Origin of the sequence: Lacrimispora xylanisolvens (assembly GCF_002934545.1) — a bacterium.
GTDB lineage: Bacteria > Bacillota > Clostridia > Lachnospirales > Lachnospiraceae > Lacrimispora > Lacrimispora xylanisolvens.
Map to the genome: position 1 here is coordinate 148000 of NZ_PTJA01000015.1, position 20080 is coordinate 168079.

The 20080-nt window shown below is 42.5% G+C and carries 21 protein-coding genes; 2 read left to right on the plus strand and 19 right to left on the minus strand.

Features of this window, described 5'->3' with window-relative positions:
• Positions 1–67: 67 nt before the first annotated feature.
• From BXY41_RS22930 to BXY41_RS22950, 5 genes are all read right to left on the minus strand, one after another.
• Positions 68–1156 (minus strand): M20 metallopeptidase family protein, encoded by a 1089-nt coding sequence (locus BXY41_RS22930; protein ID WP_170072551.1) that lies wholly within the window; start codon positions 1154–1156, stop codon positions 68–70.
• A complete protein-coding gene (locus tag BXY41_RS22935) occupies positions 1149–1727 on the minus strand; it encodes an HD domain-containing protein (RefSeq protein ID WP_104439210.1) in 579 nt (192 codons plus the stop codon). Before BXY41_RS22935 ends, BXY41_RS22930 begins: the two co-directional genes overlap by 8 nt.
• Positions 1724–2839: an AI-2E family transporter gene (locus tag BXY41_RS22940; RefSeq protein WP_104439237.1), complete on the minus strand. Its 1116-nt coding sequence runs from the start codon at positions 2837–2839 to the stop codon at positions 1724–1726. The genes BXY41_RS22935 and BXY41_RS22940 overlap by 4 nt, the downstream gene beginning before the upstream one ends.
• Positions 2840–2936: 97 nt before the next feature.
• Entirely contained in the window at positions 2937–3638 is a 702-nt protein-coding gene (locus BXY41_RS22945) for an RluA family pseudouridine synthase (protein WP_104439211.1), read from the minus strand.
• Positions 3628–4383: a nitroreductase family protein gene (locus BXY41_RS22950; protein ID WP_104439212.1), complete on the minus strand. Its 756-nt coding sequence runs from the start codon at positions 4381–4383 to the stop codon at positions 3628–3630. The genes BXY41_RS22945 and BXY41_RS22950 overlap by 11 nt, the downstream gene beginning before the upstream one ends.
• 202 nt (positions 4384–4585) lie before the next feature.
• Between BXY41_RS22950 and trhA the strand changes: the two genes are divergently transcribed.
• Positions 4586–5233, plus strand: coding sequence for a PAQR family membrane homeostasis protein TrhA (gene trhA, locus BXY41_RS22955; RefSeq protein WP_104439213.1), 648 nt, complete (start codon positions 4586–4588; stop codon positions 5231–5233).
• 63 nt (positions 5234–5296) lie between these two features.
• Here trhA and ppnP read toward each other — a convergent pair whose 3' ends face one another.
• The 12 genes from ppnP to spoIIID all read right to left on the minus strand — a co-directional run bounded on the left by ppnP (position 5297) and on the right by spoIIID (position 16738).
• Entirely contained in the window at positions 5297–5614 is a 318-nt protein-coding gene (ppnP, locus tag BXY41_RS22960; RefSeq protein ID WP_104439214.1) for a pyrimidine/purine nucleoside phosphorylase, read from the minus strand.
• 73 nt (positions 5615–5687) lie between these two features.
• Positions 5688–5942, minus strand: coding sequence for a GIY-YIG nuclease family protein (locus BXY41_RS22965; protein ID WP_104439215.1), 255 nt, complete (start codon positions 5940–5942; stop codon positions 5688–5690).
• A 281-nt stretch (positions 5943–6223) separates the two neighbouring features.
• Positions 6224–7795 carry a DUF3794 and LysM peptidoglycan-binding domain-containing protein gene (locus BXY41_RS22970; RefSeq protein WP_104439216.1) on the minus strand — a complete coding sequence of 524 codons (1572 nt, stop codon included), beginning with the start codon at positions 7793–7795 and terminating at the stop codon, positions 6224–6226.
• 79 nt (positions 7796–7874) lie between these two features.
• Positions 7875–8555, minus strand: coding sequence for a serine O-acetyltransferase (cysE, locus tag BXY41_RS22975; RefSeq protein WP_104439217.1), 681 nt, complete (start codon positions 8553–8555; stop codon positions 7875–7877).
• A 135-nt stretch (positions 8556–8690) separates the two neighbouring features.
• On the minus strand, positions 8691–9074 hold the full coding sequence (locus tag BXY41_RS22980; RefSeq protein ID WP_242980329.1) for a protease complex subunit PrcB family protein: 384 nt from the start codon (positions 9072–9074) through the stop codon (positions 8691–8693).
• 142 nt (positions 9075–9216) lie between these two features.
• On the minus strand, positions 9217–10101 hold the full coding sequence (gene aguB, locus BXY41_RS22985) for an N-carbamoylputrescine amidase (protein WP_104439219.1): 885 nt from the start codon (positions 10099–10101) through the stop codon (positions 9217–9219).
• A complete protein-coding gene (gene aguA / locus BXY41_RS22990) occupies positions 10049–11203 on the minus strand; it encodes an agmatine deiminase (protein WP_104439220.1) in 1155 nt (384 codons plus the stop codon). The genes aguB and aguA overlap by 53 nt, the downstream gene beginning before the upstream one ends.
• A 24-nt stretch (positions 11204–11227) precedes the next feature.
• Positions 11228–12349, minus strand: coding sequence for a carboxynorspermidine decarboxylase (nspC, locus tag BXY41_RS22995; RefSeq protein ID WP_104439221.1), 1122 nt, complete (start codon positions 12347–12349; stop codon positions 11228–11230).
• A 2-nt stretch (positions 12350–12351) separates the two neighbouring features.
• Positions 12352–13626: a saccharopine dehydrogenase family protein gene (locus tag BXY41_RS23000; protein WP_104439222.1), complete on the minus strand. Its 1275-nt coding sequence runs from the start codon at positions 13624–13626 to the stop codon at positions 12352–12354.
• Positions 13623–14480 carry a polyamine aminopropyltransferase gene (gene speE, locus BXY41_RS23005; protein ID WP_104439223.1) on the minus strand — a complete coding sequence of 286 codons (858 nt, stop codon included), beginning with the start codon at positions 14478–14480 and terminating at the stop codon, positions 13623–13625. Before speE ends, BXY41_RS23000 begins: the two co-directional genes overlap by 4 nt.
• A 31-nt stretch (positions 14481–14511) precedes the next feature.
• A complete protein-coding gene (locus BXY41_RS23010) occupies positions 14512–15963 on the minus strand; it encodes an aminotransferase class I/II-fold pyridoxal phosphate-dependent enzyme (RefSeq protein ID WP_104439238.1) in 1452 nt (483 codons plus the stop codon).
• Between the two features lie 499 nt (positions 15964–16462).
• Positions 16463–16738 carry a sporulation transcriptional regulator SpoIIID gene (gene spoIIID / locus BXY41_RS23015; protein WP_104439224.1) on the minus strand — a complete coding sequence of 92 codons (276 nt, stop codon included), beginning with the start codon at positions 16736–16738 and terminating at the stop codon, positions 16463–16465.
• A gap of 318 nt (positions 16739–17056) precedes the next feature.
• Between spoIIID and BXY41_RS23020 the strand changes: the two genes are divergently transcribed.
• Positions 17057–18127: an HD-GYP domain-containing protein gene (locus BXY41_RS23020; RefSeq protein ID WP_104439225.1), complete on the plus strand. Its 1071-nt coding sequence runs from the start codon at positions 17057–17059 to the stop codon at positions 18125–18127.
• A 62-nt stretch (positions 18128–18189) separates the two neighbouring features.
• Here BXY41_RS23020 and BXY41_RS23025 read toward each other — a convergent pair whose 3' ends face one another.
• Entirely contained in the window at positions 18190–18657 is a 468-nt protein-coding gene (locus BXY41_RS23025) for a low molecular weight protein-tyrosine-phosphatase (RefSeq protein ID WP_104439226.1), read from the minus strand.
• A 36-nt stretch (positions 18658–18693) separates the two neighbouring features.
• Positions 18694–19827 carry a CobW family GTP-binding protein gene (locus BXY41_RS23030; RefSeq protein ID WP_104439227.1) on the minus strand — a complete coding sequence of 378 codons (1134 nt, stop codon included), beginning with the start codon at positions 19825–19827 and terminating at the stop codon, positions 18694–18696.
• Positions 19828–20080: the final 253 nt, after the last annotated feature.

Here is a 20080-nt window from a genome sequence, read left to right on the forward strand (position 1 = left end):
ATGGTTGATTTTACGTTATTTACATATGTTTGTCAAGAGGAGGACAAAGCATTTTCCCAGACATTTCCTATAAAAGGGCTTCAAACGCCCGTACTGCAGATTCCATAATATCATCTGGAAATTCATAGGCAGCCGTATGAAGACCAGGACAGTCCTCTCCAGCTCCCACACCAAAAAACAATCCAGGAGTTTTCATTAAATACCAGCCAAAATCTTCCGACCAGCGAAAGGGCACATTCTCTTCCAGATAAGGAATTTTCCCTTCCTCAAATCTTCTTTTGCAGGCATCAGCCATATCAGGTTCATTGTATGTATCGGGAAACTCATCCAATATCTCATACTGAAACTTTAATCCTCCTTCAACCGCACGTTTTTGGGCAAGAGAAAGTATAGAGGACTGAAGTCGGTTTAATTCCGTTAAACGCTCAGCACGGATCGTTAATGCCAGCTTCCCGTCAGCAGGAGAAACTCCAAAATTTTCTCCTCCTGCCTTCACTTCAATAATGGTAGCGAGCACCATACCCTGAGAACCCGCCTTTTCTGTCAGTGTTGGCAGACTGCTGATCAGTTCAGCGATCAGCCAGGCAGGATTGATCCCCTCCTCCGGATAGGCCGCATGGCACTGCCTGCCTTCCAGATTGAGTATGAGCCCCCTGGAAGCACAGGCAAAGGTTCCTTTTTTCACCACTGCTTTTCCTGCGGGATATCCAGGCAGATTATGAAATCCGTATATTTCCCGAATTCCTTTCTCCTCCAGAAGTCTGCTGCAGAGCTTGGCCCCCTGACCGGTTTCTTCTGCGGGCTGAAAAATCGCATATACATTGTTTCCCGTCTTTCTTCCCTCCAGCAGAAGACACAATCCGGCCAGCACGGCGCTGTGACCATCATGCCCACAGCCATGAAAAAGCCGGCCATCCTCCCCCATTACCGCATCCATATCAGCTCGGAATGCCTTGCTGGTCCAGGCTCCTTCTTCCTCATGTACAGCGTAAAACCACGTATCACAATCTACAATCTTAAGAGAAGTCCGTTCTTTCAAAAATTCTTTCAGACGCTTCATGGTCTCCTTCTCAGATCCTGATTTTTCCGGACAGTCATGAAGTTCTTTTCTCAAATTCTTTATTTCTTTCCATATCTGTTCATATGTATCACTCACGATGTTCTCTTCTCTCCTCATTGATAATCCGTAACGTATGCTCTCTTACTTTGTCACGAAGCTGCTGCGTTTTTTCAAAATGCCCGCAGACTTCATTGCCATAAGTTAAGTTCAGATCGTATTCCAGAGGCAGCCATGCACCGGAACCTGATTCATTATGCTGTATTAATGTTTCAATTTTGTCAAGAGCCTTTACCAGTATGGCTTCATCCGAAGTAAGATCCGACATTTCCTTAAACATGGTTAAAAACCCAGAAGAAATCGTTTCCGGCAGATTCTTTAGCAGTGTTTCAATCGCGTCAGCCTCTTTCTCTTCGTCCGCCTCTGTCTTAATAAATGCTGGTATATCTCCGGTGACAGCTTCCCCCCAGTCATGGATCAGACACATGCGGATAACCTTATTCATATTAAGCTCAGGAAAATCTTCTTCCATCAGCATCGCAAGCACAGCCAGCCGCCAGCTGTGCTCTGCCACACTTTCCTGCCTTCCGTTTGTCGTCCAGTTATGCCGGGTGTTGCATTTTAATTTTTCCAGCACTCCTAAAAATTCTATTAATTGTTCCGGATTCATGGCACCTCTCCTTTTTCATTTTTCCTGTCATTCTTTTGGTCATTATAGCACGTTCCTTCATAAAGCTCCACGATATCTTCAATAATCAAAAGTCCGATTGGTCCAAGAATAAATCCCAGAATTCCAAAAAGCTGCAGCCCCACATACATGGCCACAAGAGTTTCTAAAGGTGTTAACCCCACCTTTCCGCCCATAATCTTAGCTTCCATTATTTCTCTTACAAAATAGCAGATAATATAAATAATGATAAGACCTACTCCCGTAAGCCATTTTTTTTCAACAAGAGCAATCAGCGCCCAGGGTATTAAAACAGTTCCGGTTCCGAATATCGGCATGGCATCCAGTAATCCGATTATAATACCCAGCAAAATAAAATATGGGTTTTTTAATAGAAACAATCCCACAGAACAGATTATCATTGTAAACAGCATAATGGTTGCCTGAGTCTTTAACCATGCACTGCCTACTGTCATCAGACGGTTACCAAGCATTGCATATTCGTAACAGAACATGGAATTATCCCGCCGTGTGCGGATATCATCCATCTCCTGCAGAGATAAAACAGTAGCAATCATTAAGATCACTATAATAACAGTCAGCTGAACCACCCATTTTAAGACGGTCATGGAATTTGACATTAAAAAAGGCATAGCCCTGCTTTTCACGGCAGCTTCCCCACCAATTAAAATATCACTGACCACATTCACCATATAACCATCAGGCAGCTTTAAGAACCGTTCCACAAAGGAACAGTTATCCATAAGCCAGGCGTTAATACCGTCTAATATCTTAGGAAGATTTTCTAACAACAGCTTTGCCTCTAAGAAAAGCTTTCTGCCTGCAAAATAAAGAAAGACGCCAAGAACGATCATAAAAAGTAAGATTTCAATTCCGCCAATCAAGGCAAGAGGGAGAGAAATCACTCTTTTTTTATAATTGAACCGGGTTTTCCTTTCAATCCAAAGGGCAGAAGGACGGAGGGAAAGGGCAAATACATATGCAATCAAAAAGGGAATCACAAGAGGCAGCAAAAATCGAAAGCTTAAATAGACCGCCCCTGTAACTCCCAATATTAAAATTGTTTTCTTCAGTTTCCTGCTCGGTTTCTCCATGGACTCACCTGTTTCTGATTTGTACTTCTTTTGTACACTGTTATTATAAATCAAACGGTGAAAAATATGCAGAAACCATGATAGTAAAAAATTCCTTTTAAAATGCATCCTGCCAGGAAAAAAGCTCAAACAATCCTTCTTTTGGCTTTATGGAAAAAGTCATTTTCTTTTTTGTTTTTGGGTGAAGAAATGAGAGACCAGAGGCAAAAAGAGCAACATTTCCTTTTGTAACATGATTCTGAAATTCAGGATTATACTTACGGTCTCCCCATAAAGGTGTGCCGTGACCTGCCATCTGTACACGGATCTGGTGATGCCGCCCGGTTTTTAACTTTATTTTAAGAAGGCTCACTTCCTTACCATCTAAAATTTTGCTATCCACAAACCAGTAATCCAGTTCTGCCGGTTTTGCACTTTTTATCCCCTTTTCCACAATTTTTGAACAATTATTTTTTCCGTCTTTCCACAAATAATCCACGTAGGTGCAAAAGTTATCCACAGGTTTTCCACAAACAACAGCATAATAAATTTTTTCCATCTGATGCCCGGAAACCTGTCTGCTTAAAGCCTCTGCGGCAATTTGAGATTTTGCATAAACCATTACACCGCCAACCGGCTTGTCCAGTCTGTGGATAACTCCCACATATGGCTCCCCATTCTTTGTGGATTGTATGTTGATATGTTTCTTTATCTCACTGACCATATCCGGTTCAAACGTCTTCCCGGACTGAGACTCAATTCCTGCCGGTTTTTCTACCACAAGAATATCATCATCTTCAAATAATATATTAAGCTTCATCCGTCTGCTGCTCCTTATTTTCCCACTGATTCATCATAGCCTTAACAGAGCGGCTCATCTCAATACTAAAATCGCAATTCCATTTACGCTGGCAGAATGCCCGGATCCACCGTTCAAAATCTTCGCCTCTGTCTGTGACCTTATTTAATTCATGTTGAAATTCTTCCGGCTCCATACGGCGGTAAGTATTCTCAAAAACAACCGCCTCCGGTCTTAATCGTTTCGGCTTCACTCTCTCCGTTTGCTGGGGAACAGGATAGCCAAATACCACCATTGCAGCTGGCACTGCATATCTGGGAAGAGAAAATAATTCCCGGTGAGTTTCGTACTGTTCTAAAATATCCCCAATATAACAGGATCCAATTCCCATTGACTCAGCTGCAACCACTGCATTCTGCGCTGCAATTAACGCATCATCGGCTGCCAGCATAAAATCTCCCATTCCTGGAGTTCTGACTGTATCTTCATACTTGCAAAACAGATCATACCATTTCTGATAATCTGCCACGAACACAAGAACCATGGGAGCCTTTGCAATAAATGGCTGATTATCACAGGTTACAGACAGTTTCTGTTTTAGCTCTGGGTCCGTCACATCTATAATGGAATATAAGGTCATATTACCAGCCGTAGGTGCCTGCAGTGCTGCTTCCACGATAGCCGCCTTCTTTTCCTGCTCAATCTGCCTGTCTTCATAAACACGGACAGACTTTCTCTCCATCAGTTCCTTCACCGTATTGTTCATATGATTATATTCCTCTCTTTTTAACACGTTTGTTTCATTGATTATATTTCAAATGGTTCATAATAGCAATGAAGATTTTTACTTTGAAACTCAAAAAATACTTGCATTCTTTTCCCCAAAAGTGTATAGTATATAAAAAGATATAACATAGTTTTCATTACTACATCACATGTTTTTATTTCTCATGCAAGGAGGTTTTACTATGAACATAAAAATTAAAGATCCCGTCAGCGCAGGCACTCACTTTATCGCCATGCTTCTCGCCCTGATCGCAGCTACTCCCCTTCTGATAAAAGCTTCTGCAGATGGGGAACTTCATCTTGCAGCCCTGGCGGTATTCTGCATCAGCATGGTGCTTCTCTACGCAGCCAGCACGATCTATCATACCCTTGATATTTCACCTAAGATTAATAAGCTGTTGAAAAAATTAGATCACATGATGATATTTATCCTGATTGCAGGAACCTACACTCCTGTCTGCTTAATTGTTCTGGGTGACAAAACCGGTTTAAGCCTTCTTGCTCTTGTGTGGGGCATTGCTGTCTTAGGAATGATTATTAAAGCGTTCTTTGTCATGTGTCCAAGGTGGTTTTCTTCCGTCATTTATATTGCCATGGGCTGGATCTGTGTCCTGGCTTTTCGTAAAATCGTATTAGCACTTCCTCCTGCTGCCTTCATCTGGCTTCTTGCAGGCGGACTGATTTATACAATCGGAGGCATTATCTATGCGTTAAAGCTTCCCCTGTTTCAGTCCAGACATAAGAGCTTTGGCAATCATGAACTGTTTCATCTGTTTGTAATGGGAGGAAGCTTCTGTCACTACGTTCTCATGTATCATTTCGTGGCTTAACTTAAAATAGAAAGAAGACTGAGTACATTCAACCAGAATGCCTGATCAGTCTTCTTTTTTTCTCTATTCCTTTATATAGGAACAGCAATAATCCGTTACTTCATCCGTTGAAACTTTAAATCTGCTGGAAGCGGGTACTGTAAAAGCCTGTCCTGCTTCATAAATTTCCCAGTTATCGCTGCCTGGAAGAAGGGCTTTTAAGTTACCACCAAGAATTTCCATCAGCTCTTTCTCATCTGTACCAAACTCATATTCTCCCGGTAAAATGATTCCCAGGGTCTTTCTGGTTCCGTCTTCAAACAAAATTGTGCGGCTGGTTACCTTTCCGCCATGGTAGATATTTGCTTTCTTTATTACTGCTACGCGCTCAAACTGATCCATTCCAGATTCCTCCGTCAATATAGTCTTTCCTAGATGTAATAATTTACTATACTAAAGTAAGAAAGCAAAAAAGTCAATGGAGACTTTCAGATTTTTCGATCAGAAACAGCTTGTCCTTTCTGGAAAGCTTTTTAATCTGCACTTCACGGCGCATAGCCTCTTCCTTTGTTGGATAAGATTCATAATAAACCAGTTCCACCGGTCTCCTTGTCTTTGTGTATTTGGCACCCTTTCCCTGGTTATGGGCTTCCATTCTTTTTTCTAAATGGTTTGTCCATCCGCAGTAAAGAGTATTATCCGCACATTTGACCAAATAAGTATAATTCATTTTTCTTCTCCATCTGTAAATATGATGCTATGTAAACGGTAATAACGCCTTGCAATCGCGTCACTACCGCCCAGGCTAACCTGTCATCTATCTTAAGCACCAGCTGGATGCGTTATGGCGCCGTCGATGGTTGAACAAAGCTTAAGCTATAATATATTATATAACAGGACTTGCCGATATGTGAATAACAATCTTTATATTACCCTGTTTTACTAAAATCATTCAGCAGATCCCTGTCAAAAGTGCCAGACAAAAGCAGGTGCTTTTGTCTGGCACTTATTTTATGAAACTTCTTTTACAAGAATTAAGCGGTCCCCTGGCTTAATGGTACTTTCCGTAAGACCATTGGTGGTCATAATGGTATCAACAGTTGTATGGAATTTTTTAGCAATTTTCCACAAAGTATCACCAGGCTGAACAATATAACCAACAATTCCAGGAAGTTTTTGCAAATTATTGAAATCCATGGGGGAATCCGTTACTCCGGTAATGATTTGTTCGCAAACCGGCTGTAAGGCCAGAAGATCAAGGGAAATGGTCGCCTTCACCTCAACGTTTCCTCCACCGATCATAACAGCACTTAGCTGCTCCAGCCCAGGATTCAGCTGACAGATGGTCAAATCATTAATTCCAGGAGCCTCAATCAGGAAATGGAATGGAATATCCTCCACTGCACATTGAATGGGCTGTGTGTCATCAGAGGTCATATAAAGGATCTTAACTTCCAGAACACCCTCCACATGAAGTCCGTCTTCCTTTACTTCCGTATCGTCAATTTTAACGGTACCCTCACTATGACAGATCTGAAGGATCCGGTCCGCCTGATCCAGGGTTATTTTCTCAACTATTTTACATTTACTCATATTCTTGGTCAGGATCTTATCAAAACAGGCTTCTCCGGTCTGGAGTGCAAGATCACGGTTAGTCGAATATAAGTCATTTAAAAGCTCCATACTTTCTTCTTTATAAAGCTTCATATCCAGTTCCAGAACTGCATCCACATCAATTTCCCGCATCTCACCGTCTGAATCAGGCTTCGCTTCAATATCCCTGTGAATCAGCCGTACTGTGACTACCGGCACCATGTCTTCTGTTACATCCGGAACCTCTATTTCGCCTGAAAATGGAATACTTTCTTCCATCCACTGAACGGGAGCATTTTCCCCTTCTCCCTGATAAATAATAAAGACCATCAGTTCGCCGTCAAGCATCATCTTTCCGTTCGTAGGCCTGGTGGTTACGCCCCTTAATATCATTTCATTCCACAATATATGATCAATATTAGGCTTATTCCCAGACAGGCTGATGGTATCCTTTATCCGAAACGTGTCCTTATGGTGAAGAGCAACGGTTGCTACATCCACCTTTTTGCGAAGAGTTTCTACACTGGGAGCATCGCCTGAGGCGGGTTTCGTGTCCACTTCTACGGCAGCATCTACGTCGCAAAGGGTCTCAACCTTTACCTGAAGCGTAACAATCGCCTTTACACTTAATTTTCTGGAATTGATGATCCCTGCGTTTAAATCTTCCAAGTCGCAGGAAACTGAAACTAAATCTTTCTCATCAAGTCCCGGGACATTAATTGGTTCTTCAAAATTAATGCTCCCGCTTAACGTACAAAGTCCGCCCTCTGCTCCCCGATACAATATGGTAAAATCCATCTTTCCCCGGACTACTACCCGCTCCGCCTGGTTCTTAACGGAATCCATGGTAATCTCACCGGAACTAAGAATAATCTGCTCCACATCATCCATGCTGTCAGGGACAATGAAATCATCGTCAAGCGTAATCTGGGATGTGGCGTTTCCTTTCCAACGATTCATATGTATGTTTTTCTTCACCAGCTCCAACATGAAAAAGCACCTGCCTTACCTTCTTTTATTCCTTTAAGAAAGTGTATGCAGGTGCATGTTCCAATATACTTTTTTTATTCTAATCCTGGGATTTCTCCTCTTCCTCTGAATTTTGTGTTTCCTTTTCTGAAAGCGGGTTTTCCAGTTTATGAAGTTTCTCTTCCAATTCCTTTACACGTTCTTCCATCATGCAGTAATGCTCCATGGTAACCATATTGCTTTCTTTCTTTGGTATGGGAACGCCGTCAATTTTTACCGGCCGTGCGGGAATTCCCACAGCCGTCACATTGTTCTCCAGAGGCTTTAACAGTACCGCATTGGCTGCTATGGTACAGTTATCTCCTACTTCAAAAGAACCAAGAATCTTAGCTCCTGCTCCTACCGTCACATTATTCCCAAGGGTAGGATGGCGCTTTCCTTTATTTAAACCAACGCCGCCAAGAGTAACGCCCTGATAAATCGTACAGTTATCCCCTACAACCGCAGTTTCTCCGATTACCACGCCGCAACCATGATCAATCAGTATTCCATGCCCCATTTTTGCACCGGGGTGAATCTCAATCAGTGTAAAAAATCTGGCAGTCTGGGAAATCATTCTTGCAATAAAAAACATCTTGTGCTGATAAAACCAGTGGGCAAAGCGATGCCAGATGAGTGCATGAACCCCCTGATACAAAAGCAGGACTTCCAGTTCATTCCTGGCTGCCGGATCCCGCTGCTTTACTGCCTTCACATCAAGCCATATATCTTTTATTATCATACGAACCTTCCTCTTCTCCTTACTTTCGACTCCTGTTTGATGTAGTATAACATATGGCGGCAAAAGAAAAAAGAGAAATTTAAAATAGCTGCTCTGCAACTTATTTACAGAACAGCCATTTTCTTACATTATCACTTATTGAAATACAACTGGAAGTTCCGACATCTCCGTCTTGATCACGATAAATGGATAAGATGGTTCTGTCCCTGTGTTCTCGCCCTTATCCGGACCGATTAACTCCGTATCAAGAACGATGGAATTGTCAGTGAGATAAAGATCATTGACTGCTATGCTGTAACCGCCGCTGGCCTGCTTTCCATATCCTACTACTATGTAAAGATTTTTATCATCACTGTAAGTCAGTTTAAAGGGTGACTGTTGTTTTTCTGCTATTATCTGTTTGAGTTCCTGCGGAATATCCGTATCTGCAACCACAGTGAAATCCAGATCCCGTACCTTGTTTCCATTATCCCCGTTTACTGTACACCCGCTTAAGGTACGAACCACCAGCACCCACATAGCGAGGCCGAAAAAAATCATCCATTTTCTGTTAAACAGTCTCTTCATAGCGCACTCCCCAACTTATTGATTATTACTATTTATATGGGGAGTAAGCTGTTTTTATGAAACTTTTTTATCAGAGAGGAGAACTCCCCCTCTGCTATTTAATCATTCCTGAGATAATTTCGTACTGTTGCGGTCTTCTGTCCCGGAAAAGTCCCCAGTTTCTGCGATCTCTGCTGATTTCATCCAGATCAAACTCCGCCAGAATTACGCCTTCCTCTTCTCTTCCCATAGACTGAATCAAAGCACCTGTACTGTCTGTAATAAATGAGGAGCCATAAAACTTTAAAGAAGAACTCTGATTGCCATTTTCCTCACAGGGTGATACCGATTCCTCTCCAATGCGGTTTGCGGCAATGACTGGTATAATGTTGGAGGCAGAATGCCCCATCATACAGCGTCTCCAGTGTTCCATGCTGTCACATTCCAGTATGGGCTCACTTCCAATGGCAGTGGGATAAAATATCAGTTCTGCCCCTAAAAGTGCAAGACTTCTTGCTGTCTCCGGAAACCATTGATCCCAGCAGATCCCAATTCCTACTTTTCCGTATCTTGTATCAAATACCTTAAATCCGGTATCTCCGGGGGTAAAATAAAATTTTTCCTGATAATAGTGGTCATCTGGGATATGGGTTTTCCGGTAAATCCCCAGATTCGTCCCATCTGCATCAAGAACTGCAACGGAATTAAACATGTTGTTTCCGGACCGTTCATAAAAACTGACCGGAATTACCACAGAAAGTTCTGCTGCGATCCGGGAAAAATGAATGACTGCATCATTTTCCTCAGCTGGCTTTGCATATTCATAATATTCGTAGCGTCTCTCCTGACAGAAATATTGACGTTCAAACAACTCCGGAAGCAGTATGATTTCGGCTCCCTCTGCCGCTGCCTTCCTTACAAGCTTCTCTGCACTGGCAATATTTTTATCAACGTCCTGGCAGCACTTCATCTGAACTGCCGCAACTGTTACCTTTCTCATCTATTTCTCCTTTTGGTATCTGCTGCGTGATGCAGTGGATATTTCCTCCGCCTGCAATAATATCTCTGGCATAGACCGGATAAATCGTTCTCTCTGGAAAGCAGCCAGATAGAATACGCACTGCTTCCCTGTCATGTTCATCTTCAAACTGAGGGACAATTACCCCTCCATTTGAAATATAGAAATTCACATAGCTGGCAGCCAGCCGTTCACCAGGTTCCCGCTCATCTTCACCGGGTTCGAAGGCAAAGCCCGCCAGTTCCTCTTTCGTAATACAGACAGGAATCTTAGGAATGGGCAGCTTATGAACAACAAAATGCCGGCCCTTTGCATCGGTCTCTTTCTCAAGAATCCTTAAATCCTCCATTGACATTTCATACTGAGGATCTTCCCTGTCGTCAGTCCATGCTAACACCACTTCACCGGGACGCACAAATGCGCAGACATTATCCACATGCTCATTGGTTTCATCCTGATAGATGCCATACTTCAGCCAGATAATTTTCTCTGCTCCCAGATATTCCTTTAGCTTTGCCTCAATTTGTTCCCTGGTCAGAAGTGGATTTCTCCCCTTACTTAAGAGACAGCTTTCAGTTACAAGAACCGTCCCTTCTCCATCTGAATGAATGGAACCGCCTTCCAGAACGAAATGTCCGGCATCATAAACTTCATATCCCAGCTTTTCACAAAACCGGCCTGCAAGAAGATTATCCTTCTCCCAGTCCTGATACAGGCCATCAAAGCTACCTCCCCAGGCATTAAACTGCCAGTCAATTCCCCTGACACGACCTGACTTATCTTTCACAAAAGTAGGACCAACGTCTCTCGCCCACGCATCGTCAGATTCCATCACCATCACTTCGATCCGATCAGAAAGCATGGCTCTGGCATTGTCATACGAATCCTCATGGGTCAGCATGATTAACTGTTCACTGTCTGCAATGGCTTCTGCAATTTCTGCAAAAGCCTTTCTTGCTTTAACCGCCCCATATGGCCAGGAGCCCGGCCTTCTGGGCCAGATCATAATGCAGCCTCTGTGAGGTTCAAATTCCCCCGGCATGTAAAATCCTTCCTCTGCCGGCAGTGTGGATCGCTTTCTCATATTTCATTCCTCATATCAGGCACATTAAGACAGCCTGTTTTTAAAATCTTCGTATCCAAATTCTTTTATAATGCGGCATTCTCCAGCCTGATCCATAATCGCTATGGAAGGAAGGGGCATGCCGTTAAATGTGTTGTTTTTCACCATGGAGTAAATAGCCATGTCCATAAAATACAGTTTGTCCCCAGGCTTAATCTCATGATCAAAGGAATAATCTCCGATTACATCTCCAGCCAGACAGGTACAGGAAGACAGGCGGTAAGTAAACGGCTTTTCATCCGGTTCTGCGCTGTCCTTTAACGGCGGACGATAAGGCATTTCCAGTACATCCGGCATATGGCAGGATGCGGAAGCGTCAAGAATTAAGGTTTTAATTCCGTTATCCACCACATCAAGCACTTCTGTCACTAAATAACCAGCATTTAAAGCGACTGCCTCTCCAGGTTCTAAATAAACACGAAGCCCGTACCGGTCCTGAATTCTCCTGATACAGGATTCCAAAAGCTCCAGATCATAATCCTCTCTGGTTATATGATGTCCTCCGCCCATATTAATCCAGGATAACCGGGAAAAATATTCTCCGAACTGTTCTTCCACTGCATCCAGAGTCGTTTTCAGTGCATCTGCATTCTGTTCACAAAGAGTATGAAAATGAATGCCGGAGATATAAGGCAGATACTCCTCCTCAAACTGCTCCCTTGTCACACCCAGCCTGGAGCCGGGTGCACAGGGATCATAAATGGCATGCCCATCTTGTGTGGAGCATTGGGGGTTTACCCGGATGCCGGCTTTTACCCCCTTCAGGCAGTCCTTATACTTCTTCAATTGGGAAAAAGAGTTAAATACAATGTGATCACAGATTTTTGTCAGTTCTTCAAAATCCGCTTCTTTATAAGCAGGGGCAAAAACATGGTTTGAAAGTCCCATCTCCTCTTTCCCAAGTCTGGCTTCATACAGACCGCTTGCAGTGGTTCCATCAATATATTTTGCAATTAACGGATACTCTGCAAAGCAGGAAAATGCCTTTTGTGCAAGAAGAATGCTGCATCCGGTTCTCTCTCTCACCCCATTTAAAATCTTCAAATTATCAGTCAGCCTGCCCTCATCAATTACGTAGCAGGGAGTCTTTAGTTCCTCTATCTTCATGATTATTCCTGTCTCCACACAGTTACAGTCTCAGGATCTTCGCAGACTACCCAGGGAAGTCCCCATTTGTTTAAAGCCTCCATATATGGATCGGGATCAAATTCCTCTACATTGAACACACCTGGTTTTTTCCACTGTCCTGTCACCACCATCATGGCACCGATCATTGCCGGAACTCCGGTTGTATAGGAAATTGCCTGTGATTCCACCTCTTTGTAGCACTCCTGATGATCGCATACGTTGTAGATGTAGATGGTTTTCTCTTTTCCATCTTTGATTCCTGTAAAAATGCAGCCGATGTTGGTCTTTCCAACTGTTCTTGGTCCCAGGGACGCCGGATCAGGAAGAAGTGCCTTTAAAAACTGGATCGGAACAATGCTCTGGCCATTAAATTCAATGGGAGCCGTTGAAAGCATTCCAACGTTTTCCAGACATTTCATATGTGTTAAGTAGCTTTGTCCAAAGGTCATAAAGAAGCGGATTCTCTTAACGCCAGGAATGTTCTTAGCCAGAGATTCGATCTCTTCATGATGAAGGAGATACATGTCCTTTTCACCCACCTCTGGGAAATTGTACCTGGATTTCAGTTCCATAGGTTTCGTCTCAATCCAGTGGCCATCTTCCCAGTAAGATCCGTTTGCAGATACTTCTCTTAAATTAATCTCAGGGTTAAAGTTTGTTGCAAATGGATATCCGTGATCACCGCCGTTACAGTCTAAAATATCGATGGTGTGAATTTCATCAAAATAATGTTTCAGAGCATAAGCGGAAAACACACTGGTAACGCCAGGATCAAATCCGGTTCCAAGAAGAGCCGTAATGTTTGCCTTTTCAAATCTCTCTCTGTAATTCCACTGCCAGGAATAATCAAAGTAGGCTGTAAAACCAAGCTCCTCACACCGTTTCTCATAGATTGCTCTCCACTGGGGATCTTCCGTATCTTCCGACTCATAGTTAGCCGTATCGATATAATCCACCCCTGCAGCCAGGCAGGCATCCATAATGGTTAAATCCTGATAGGGAAGTGCCACGTTTAACACGGCATCGGGCTGATAGCTCTTAATTAAGGCAATGACTTCCTCTGTGTGATCTGCATCAACTCTTGCGGTTTCAATTCTTGTTTTTGTCTTTCCCTCCAGCTTTGCCTTTAACGCGTCACATTTTTCCTTTGTTCTGCTTGCGATGCAAATGTCTGTAAATACCTCGCTGTTCTGGCAGCACTTGTTGATTGCTACTGCGGCAACTCCGCCGCATCCGATTACTAATAATCTGCTCATTCCTTTTCCTCCTCTTCCAGTAGATCTTCCACATATTTTGGAAGCATAAATGCTCCTGTGTGAAGATTGGTAGTGTAATACCATGTCTCTATTTTCATTTTGTTCCATTTATCAGGTTTAAAGTCATTAATGGGGTGATATTTTTTTGATGCAAAACCAAACAGCCAGTAGCCTGACGGGCAGGTCGGAATATGAGCCTGATAAACACGGCTGATGGGGAAGGAACGATAAACCTTCCTGTGCATGCTTCTGCAAGCCAGCTCATCTTCGTCATAAAAAGGGCTGCCATGCTGATAAACCATGATTCCGTCGCTCTTAAGCGCCTTATAGCAGCTTCCATAAAACTCTTTGGTAAAAAGTCCCTCAGTATGTCCAAACGGATCGGTGGAATCATTAATAATCAGATCGTATTCTTCTTTTTTGTTTCTCAGAAAACGAAGTCCGTCATCGTAATAAACCTTCACCCTCTTATCATCCAGCCCGCATGCCACCTCAGGAAATATATCCCGGCATACATCTACAAACAGTTTATCCGTTTCAACCACATCAATGGATTCAATGGAAGGATACTGCAAAAGCTCCTTTGCCACACCTCCGTCACCTCCACCGATAATCAGTACATTCCTCACATCGGGGTGAACTGCCATGGGTACATGGGTAACCATCTCATCATAAATAAATTCATCTTTGTCCGAAAAAACAATGTCTCCGTCAAGGGCTACAAACTTTCCGAATTCCTGGGATTCAAATACATCGATTCTCTGATATTCACTTTCGCCGGAAAAAAGCTGCTTGTCAATCCGGACGGAAAGCTTAACATTGGATGTATGCAATTCTGAAAACCATATCTCCATCTTTTCCTCCATCTTTCCCACTTACCGGAAATTACTCTGTCAGTACCATTAAATTCTCCACTGCCGGATCTTCTGTTCCCTGCATAGAGCATCCCTTCTCTCTTGCATAGACGATATATTCCACAATTTCTTCTGTAATCATCTCTCCAGGCGCTAAAATCGGGATCCCTGGCGGATAGCACATCACAAACTCTCCGCTGATCTTACCAGCTGATTCTTTTACCGGAACAGATACCTTCTTTGAATAAAATGCTTTCTGGGGAGATATCACCACTTTTGGTGCTATGTACTCTCCTGATAGCATACCTGTCCTGTCTTTTTTATAAAGACGCTCTACATCTGCCAGAGCACCTACCAGGCGCTCTATATCCTGTATTCTGTCACCAATGGAAATATAGGCAAGGATGTTGCAGATATCTCCAAATTCAATCTGAATATCATATTCATCCCGAAGGAGATCATACACTTCAATTCCTGCCAGACCATTTCCAAGGGTATAAACGGAAAGCTTGGTCACGTCATAGTCGAAGATGCTGGTACCATTTATCAAATCTCTGCCATATGCATAATATCCCCCAATGGAATTGATTTCTTCCCTGGCATACTCTGCCATTTCAGTCACCCTCGCAAAGGATTCTTCTCCTCTGAGCGCCAGGTTCCGTCTGGAAATGTCAAGGCTGGAAAGAAGGAGATAGGACGCACTGGTCGTCTGTGTTAAATTAATGATCTGACGCACATAATCCCCGTTCACACCGGTATTGAGCAGAAGAAGTGAGCTTTGAGTCAGACTTCCTCCTGATTTGTGCATGGAAATCGCGGCCATATCTGCTCCTGCCGCCATAGCGGAAACAGGCAGGTTTTTACCGAAGTAAAGATGAGTTCCATGAGCTTCATCTGCCAGAACCTTCATACCATGTGCATGAGCCAGACGCACAATGGAACGGATATCGGAACAGATTCCGTAATAAGTGGGATTGTTAACAAACACTGCCACAGCATCCGGATTCTCCTCAATTGCCTTCTCAACCTGGCTGATCTCCATTCCAAGGGAAATCCCAAGCATACTGTTTACTTCCGGATTAACATAAACGGGAACTGCTCCGCAAAGCACTAAAGCGTTAATCGCACTTTTATGGACATTTCTCGGAAGAATAATCTTATCTCCGGCCTTGCAGACAGAGAGAATCATGCTCTGTACTGCCGAAGTTGTTCCTCCTACCATTAAGAACGCATCTGCCGCTCCAAAAGCCTCCGCAGCCAGTCGTTCCGCATCCCGGATCACTGACACGGGATGGCACAAATTATCAAGCGGCTTCATGGAATTCACATCAAGCCCTACACAACGCTCACCGAGAAGCTGTGCCAGCTCCGGATTTCCTCTTCCCCGTTTATGCCCGGGTACATCAAAGGGCACTACTCTTTTCTTTCTAAATGTCTCAAGAGCATCATAAATCGGAGCTCTCATCTGATCGTCTCTGTTCATATGGCAAATTACCTCTCTGCAATAAAATTCCTTACAATCAAAAAAAGCAGGTGAATGTACATCACCTGCCTGAAATCTCATGAATCTTTTAACGGAGTCACCCTCCGTCTGCTAACTATTCATGACAATTACCGTTTTCGAGTCTACATAGCAAATATACTGTCCCTGCTATTATTGATCGTTTCACAAGATGATGTGCAGATGCACTGATTATAAAGTAATCAACTTATAAAATTTGAGCTTCTAACTCAATCAATAATGTGGTTTCCCACGTTCGGCAGCTGACCCGCCTGTCCGTCTGGGCTTAACTTCTTACGAAGTGGTCAATATTTGCATGAAAACGATAATGTCTCTTCATACTGGGGTAAAGAATAACATATTTTACGGATTCATGTCAACCAGTTTTTTGTAAAATTTTTGTCTTTCATGAAATAGAACAGCCGCTGTCTGAGAATGTCTACCATTTCTCAAACAGCGGCTGTCCCCCCACTCATTTGTTTTATAAATCTTTTTTACTGCACATCTGAAGTCGGTGCTGATACTTTTCCTTGGTGGCGAGGCCGCCTCTGATATGGCGCTCGGATTTGTTAATGTCCAGGATGACCCTGGCCCGGGCTGCCAGGGACGGATTGATGTGCTCTAAACGATCTGTCACATCCTTATGTACCGTAGATTTGGATATCCCAAATTTCTTTGCTGTCTGCCTAACGGTTGCATGGTAGTCTATGATGTAGTTGGCGATCGCAACCGCGCGTTCTTCAATATATTCCTTCAAGAAAATCCCCCTGCTAGGACGTTTTTACATACTTATGCAGGATGACGGTCAAGTATGAATGGTTCTATTTTAATTTCTTATGAATTAATTTTATATTAAAATTACCATATTTTACCACCTTATCATGTTATTGTACAAAATGAAACCACAATTTTCTACAATAATCCACCTGTCAGATATCAAATTTTCATTGACGCATTTGTCAAATCCAACTATAATTTAAGATATTAATATACAATTATTTCTAATTCTAACATAAATAGGAAACTACTGAACAGAAAGAATAGACTGTCATATAGTCTGTTGAGGTGCAAAGAATTGATTTATTTACCAATTGAAAAATTGACTGCAGGTATGGAATTAGCCCGCAACATACCAGGTTTAAACCCAATGCTGCCTTTCGCCGTAACTGGCTACGTCCTGAATGAACGCACGATAAACAGAATGATGAGTATAGGAATTCAGGGAGCTTATATTCAGACTGAACTGACTGAAGGAATCGAGCCAGTAGATATCGTGGAGCCTGAATTAAAGGCCAAAATGCTGATCAGCATACAGGAAACATTTGAAGAAAGCCTGAAAAAAGTCACCTTTCAGACCAGCAGACAGATATATGAGAATATTGCCGACGTAGCAAAAACCGTCGTTATGAATGTTTTAAACATGGACAAGTATCTTTTTCAGATGATTGACATCAGAGACTATGACAGCTATACCTATTCCCACAGTTTGTATGTAGGTATTTTAAGTGTACTTATTGGGCGTTATATTGGTCTCCCTATTTCAAAGCTGAATGACCTGGCTCTATGCGGTCTTCTCCACGATATCGGGAAAACTGATATTCCAATTGAAATTACCAATAAGCCAGGACCTTTAACCAAGGAAGAGTTTGAGATTATGAAGCAGCATCCCAGTCTTTCCTATGATAAGCTGTTTAACTGTAATTCCATTTCCCAGGCAGTACTTCAGGGAATCCAGACTCACCATGAGAAATATGACGGAAGCGGTTATCCTTTTGGTCTTGCAGGGGAGAACATTCCTCTATACGGCCGTATCCTTGCTATTGCAGATGTTTATGATGCCTTAAGTGCCACAAGACCATACCGAAAGGCATGGAATCCAAGAAAGATTTTTGATTATCTGACCAGCTGCTGTAATTCCCATTTTGACCCGGAACTGTTATCCGCCTTTTTCCAATGTGTTTCCGCCTATCCGATTGGCACCATTGTCAGATTAAGTGATGGAAGCACAGCTGTTGTCAAAGACAATACTCCAGGATTTGCACTTCGGCCAATCATTCGCTTCATTAATCCAGCCAGTGTGGCAGGCAAGGAAATTAATTTATCAAGTGAAGCTCTTAATATCACTATTATAGACATGGATGATTAACAGAATAAATGAAACAGGTGGACGTTCACCAAAGAATAAGGGAACGCCCACCTGCTTTATGTTTACCTGATGCCTTCTGCCTTAAGAATAGTATCCAGTAATGCTTCGCATCCTTCTTTTACATCGGTATACGTCACATCAAAATCACCAGTATACCACGGATCAGCAATATCTCTTGGATTGGAGGAGTAATCAAGAAGCCTCTTTATCTTCCTCTTTGGGTCACTCCCTATAATTCTCATAATTCCGGCAATGTTTCTCTGCTCCATTCCCAATATATAATCATAATCTTCATAGTCTTTCTTTTTCAGCTGAACCGCGCACTTTCCTGCTGTAGAAATCCCCAATTCCTTTAATTTATTTCTCGTACCATGATGAACCGGATTGCCAATTTCTTCTGAGCTGGTAGCTGCGGATGCAATATAAAATTCAGATGCTAAATCCTTCTTTTCCACCAGATCCTTCATTACAAATTCTGCCATGGGTGATCTGCAAATGTTACCAAGGCATACAAATAGTACTTTGATCATTCGATATTTCTCCTTCCACTACGCTCTGCTATAAATTTATAGTTCTTTATCAATACACCTGTTTAAAGCGCACGTCATCTCTAATTTATCATAATTTCTGCCAATAAATACGATCTGATTCATACGGTCACCAAAGATCTCATCCCAATCTTCCAACACATCCGGATAATTCTGAAGGATCTCCTCTTTCTCGTCATTTGGAAGTGCCGCCACCCAACTGGTAGCTTCTGAAATGGAGGCGTTTTTTCCCGCCTGTTCAAACAGCTGGGCATGTACCGAATCATCAGAAAACCAGATATAGCCTTTCGCCCGTATGATTGTTTCCGGATAGTTATTTTCCAGTAATTCCATAAAACTTTCCCGGTCAAACGCCCTCCTTACTTCATAAACAAAAGAAGAAACTCCATAATCATCTATACCAGAATCATCAAGTTGCTTCTCTCTGGCAAGTGCTTTCTGTAAAGAGGACGAATTCATAACTCTGTCATAATCAAACTCTTTCCCATCAAATATAAGCCTGGTATCTACTTTCCCCCATGCAGTCTTAATAATTTCTGCCTCAGGCTGAATCTGCTTTATTGTACTGATTACCTGCTCCGTTTTAGCCGGAGTTAATAAATCACACTTATTTAAAATAATTGTACTACAAAATTCAATCTGATCTATAACCAGGTTAATGATATCAGGTTCCTCTTCCCCATCGTCATTCAGCTGCTCTTCCATCTCATCCAGGAATTCATAATAAAGCCGATCCGCATCCACGACTGTAATAATGGATTGTAAGTATACGCCTGAAGAATACGTTTCCTCTTCAGACATCAAAAACCCCTCCGCTATGGATGCCGGATTGCTGATTCCAGATGCCTCCACTAATATTTTTTCTACTCTTTGATCCTTAGAAAGTTCTTCTATCTGATTCATAAATTCTTCCCGCAAAGTACAGCAGATACATCCATTCTGTAATTCCACCATTTTTGCAGTCTCTTGTAAACAATTTTCATTTTTTATCAGCTTACTATCCACATTTACACTGCCCATATCATTAATAACCAGTGCAAGACCGCTGTTATCACCACTCTCCAGCAATCCCTGAAGCAATGTGGTTTTCCCTGAACCAAGATACCCGGTAATCAATATAACTGGAGTTTTCTTATTCACATTTTTATTCATTCTAATCATCTCACTTTTTCATGATTGGTAACAGTTCTTCTCGAAAGCAAAAAAAGCGCAAACCCACACCTGGATTTACGCATTCCTATTTTAAGTAGCATTACATATAATACATATACCCTCAAAACCACACATTGTTATATATCTTTCATCCGTTCTTCCTCTTACCTAAACCAACCTGGTTAAGCCCTCGACCTATTAGTGACAGTCAGCTGCACATGTTACCATGCTTCCACCTCTGCCCTATCTACCT

What these genes read in the sequence shown, in the direction of transcription:
- nspC (WP_104439221.1), bottom strand. Translation starts at nt 12,349, where the DNA reads ATGAAGATAGAGGAACTAAAGACTCCCTGCTACGTAATTGATGAGGGC.
- BXY41_RS23010 (WP_104439238.1), bottom strand. Translation starts at nt 15,963, where the DNA reads ATGAACAGAGACGATCAGATGAGAGCTCCGATTTATGATGCTCTTGAG.
- BXY41_RS22950 (WP_104439212.1), bottom strand. Translation starts at nt 4,383, where the DNA reads ATGAACAATACGGTGAAGGAACTGATGGAGAGAAAGTCTGTCCGTGTT.
- ppnP (WP_104439214.1), bottom strand. Translation starts at nt 5,614, where the DNA reads ATGGATCAGTTTGAGCGCGTAGCAGTAATAAAGAAAGCAAATATCTAC.
- BXY41_RS22940 (WP_104439237.1), bottom strand. Translation starts at nt 2,839, where the DNA reads ATGGAGAAACCGAGCAGGAAACTGAAGAAAACAATTTTAATATTGGGA.
- BXY41_RS23025 (WP_104439226.1), bottom strand. Translation starts at nt 18,657, where the DNA reads ATGATCAAAGTACTATTTGTATGCCTTGGTAACATTTGCAGATCACCC.
- trhA (WP_104439213.1), top strand. Translation starts at nt 4,586, where the DNA reads ATGAACATAAAAATTAAAGATCCCGTCAGCGCAGGCACTCACTTTATC.
- BXY41_RS23000 (WP_104439222.1), bottom strand. Translation starts at nt 13,626, where the DNA reads ATGAGCAGATTATTAGTAATCGGATGCGGCGGAGTTGCCGCAGTAGCA.
- aguA (WP_104439220.1), bottom strand. Translation starts at nt 11,203, where the DNA reads ATGAGAAAGCGATCCACACTGCCGGCAGAGGAAGGATTTTACATGCCG.
- BXY41_RS22935 (WP_104439210.1), bottom strand. Translation starts at nt 1,727, where the DNA reads ATGAATCCGGAACAATTAATAGAATTTTTAGGAGTGCTGGAAAAATTA.
- speE (WP_104439223.1), bottom strand. Translation starts at nt 14,480, where the DNA reads ATGGAGATATGGTTTTCAGAATTGCATACATCCAATGTTAAGCTTTCC.
- BXY41_RS23030 (WP_104439227.1), bottom strand. Translation starts at nt 19,827, where the DNA reads ATGAATAAAAATGTGAATAAGAAAACTCCAGTTATATTGATTACCGGG.
- BXY41_RS22970 (WP_104439216.1), bottom strand. Translation starts at nt 7,795, where the DNA reads ATGTTGGAGCTGGTGAAGAAAAACATACATATGAATCGTTGGAAAGGA.
- BXY41_RS22965 (WP_104439215.1), bottom strand. Translation starts at nt 5,942, where the DNA reads ATGAATTATACTTATTTGGTCAAATGTGCGGATAATACTCTTTACTGC.
- cysE (WP_104439217.1), bottom strand. Translation starts at nt 8,555, where the DNA reads ATGATAATAAAAGATATATGGCTTGATGTGAAGGCAGTAAAGCAGCGG.
- aguB (WP_104439219.1), bottom strand. Translation starts at nt 10,101, where the DNA reads ATGAGAAAGGTAACAGTTGCGGCAGTTCAGATGAAGTGCTGCCAGGAC.
- BXY41_RS22945 (WP_104439211.1), bottom strand. Translation starts at nt 3,638, where the DNA reads ATGAAGCTTAATATATTATTTGAAGATGATGATATTCTTGTGGTAGAA.
- BXY41_RS22980 (WP_242980329.1), bottom strand. Translation starts at nt 9,074, where the DNA reads ATGTGGGTGCTGGTGGTTCGTACCTTAAGCGGGTGTACAGTAAACGGG.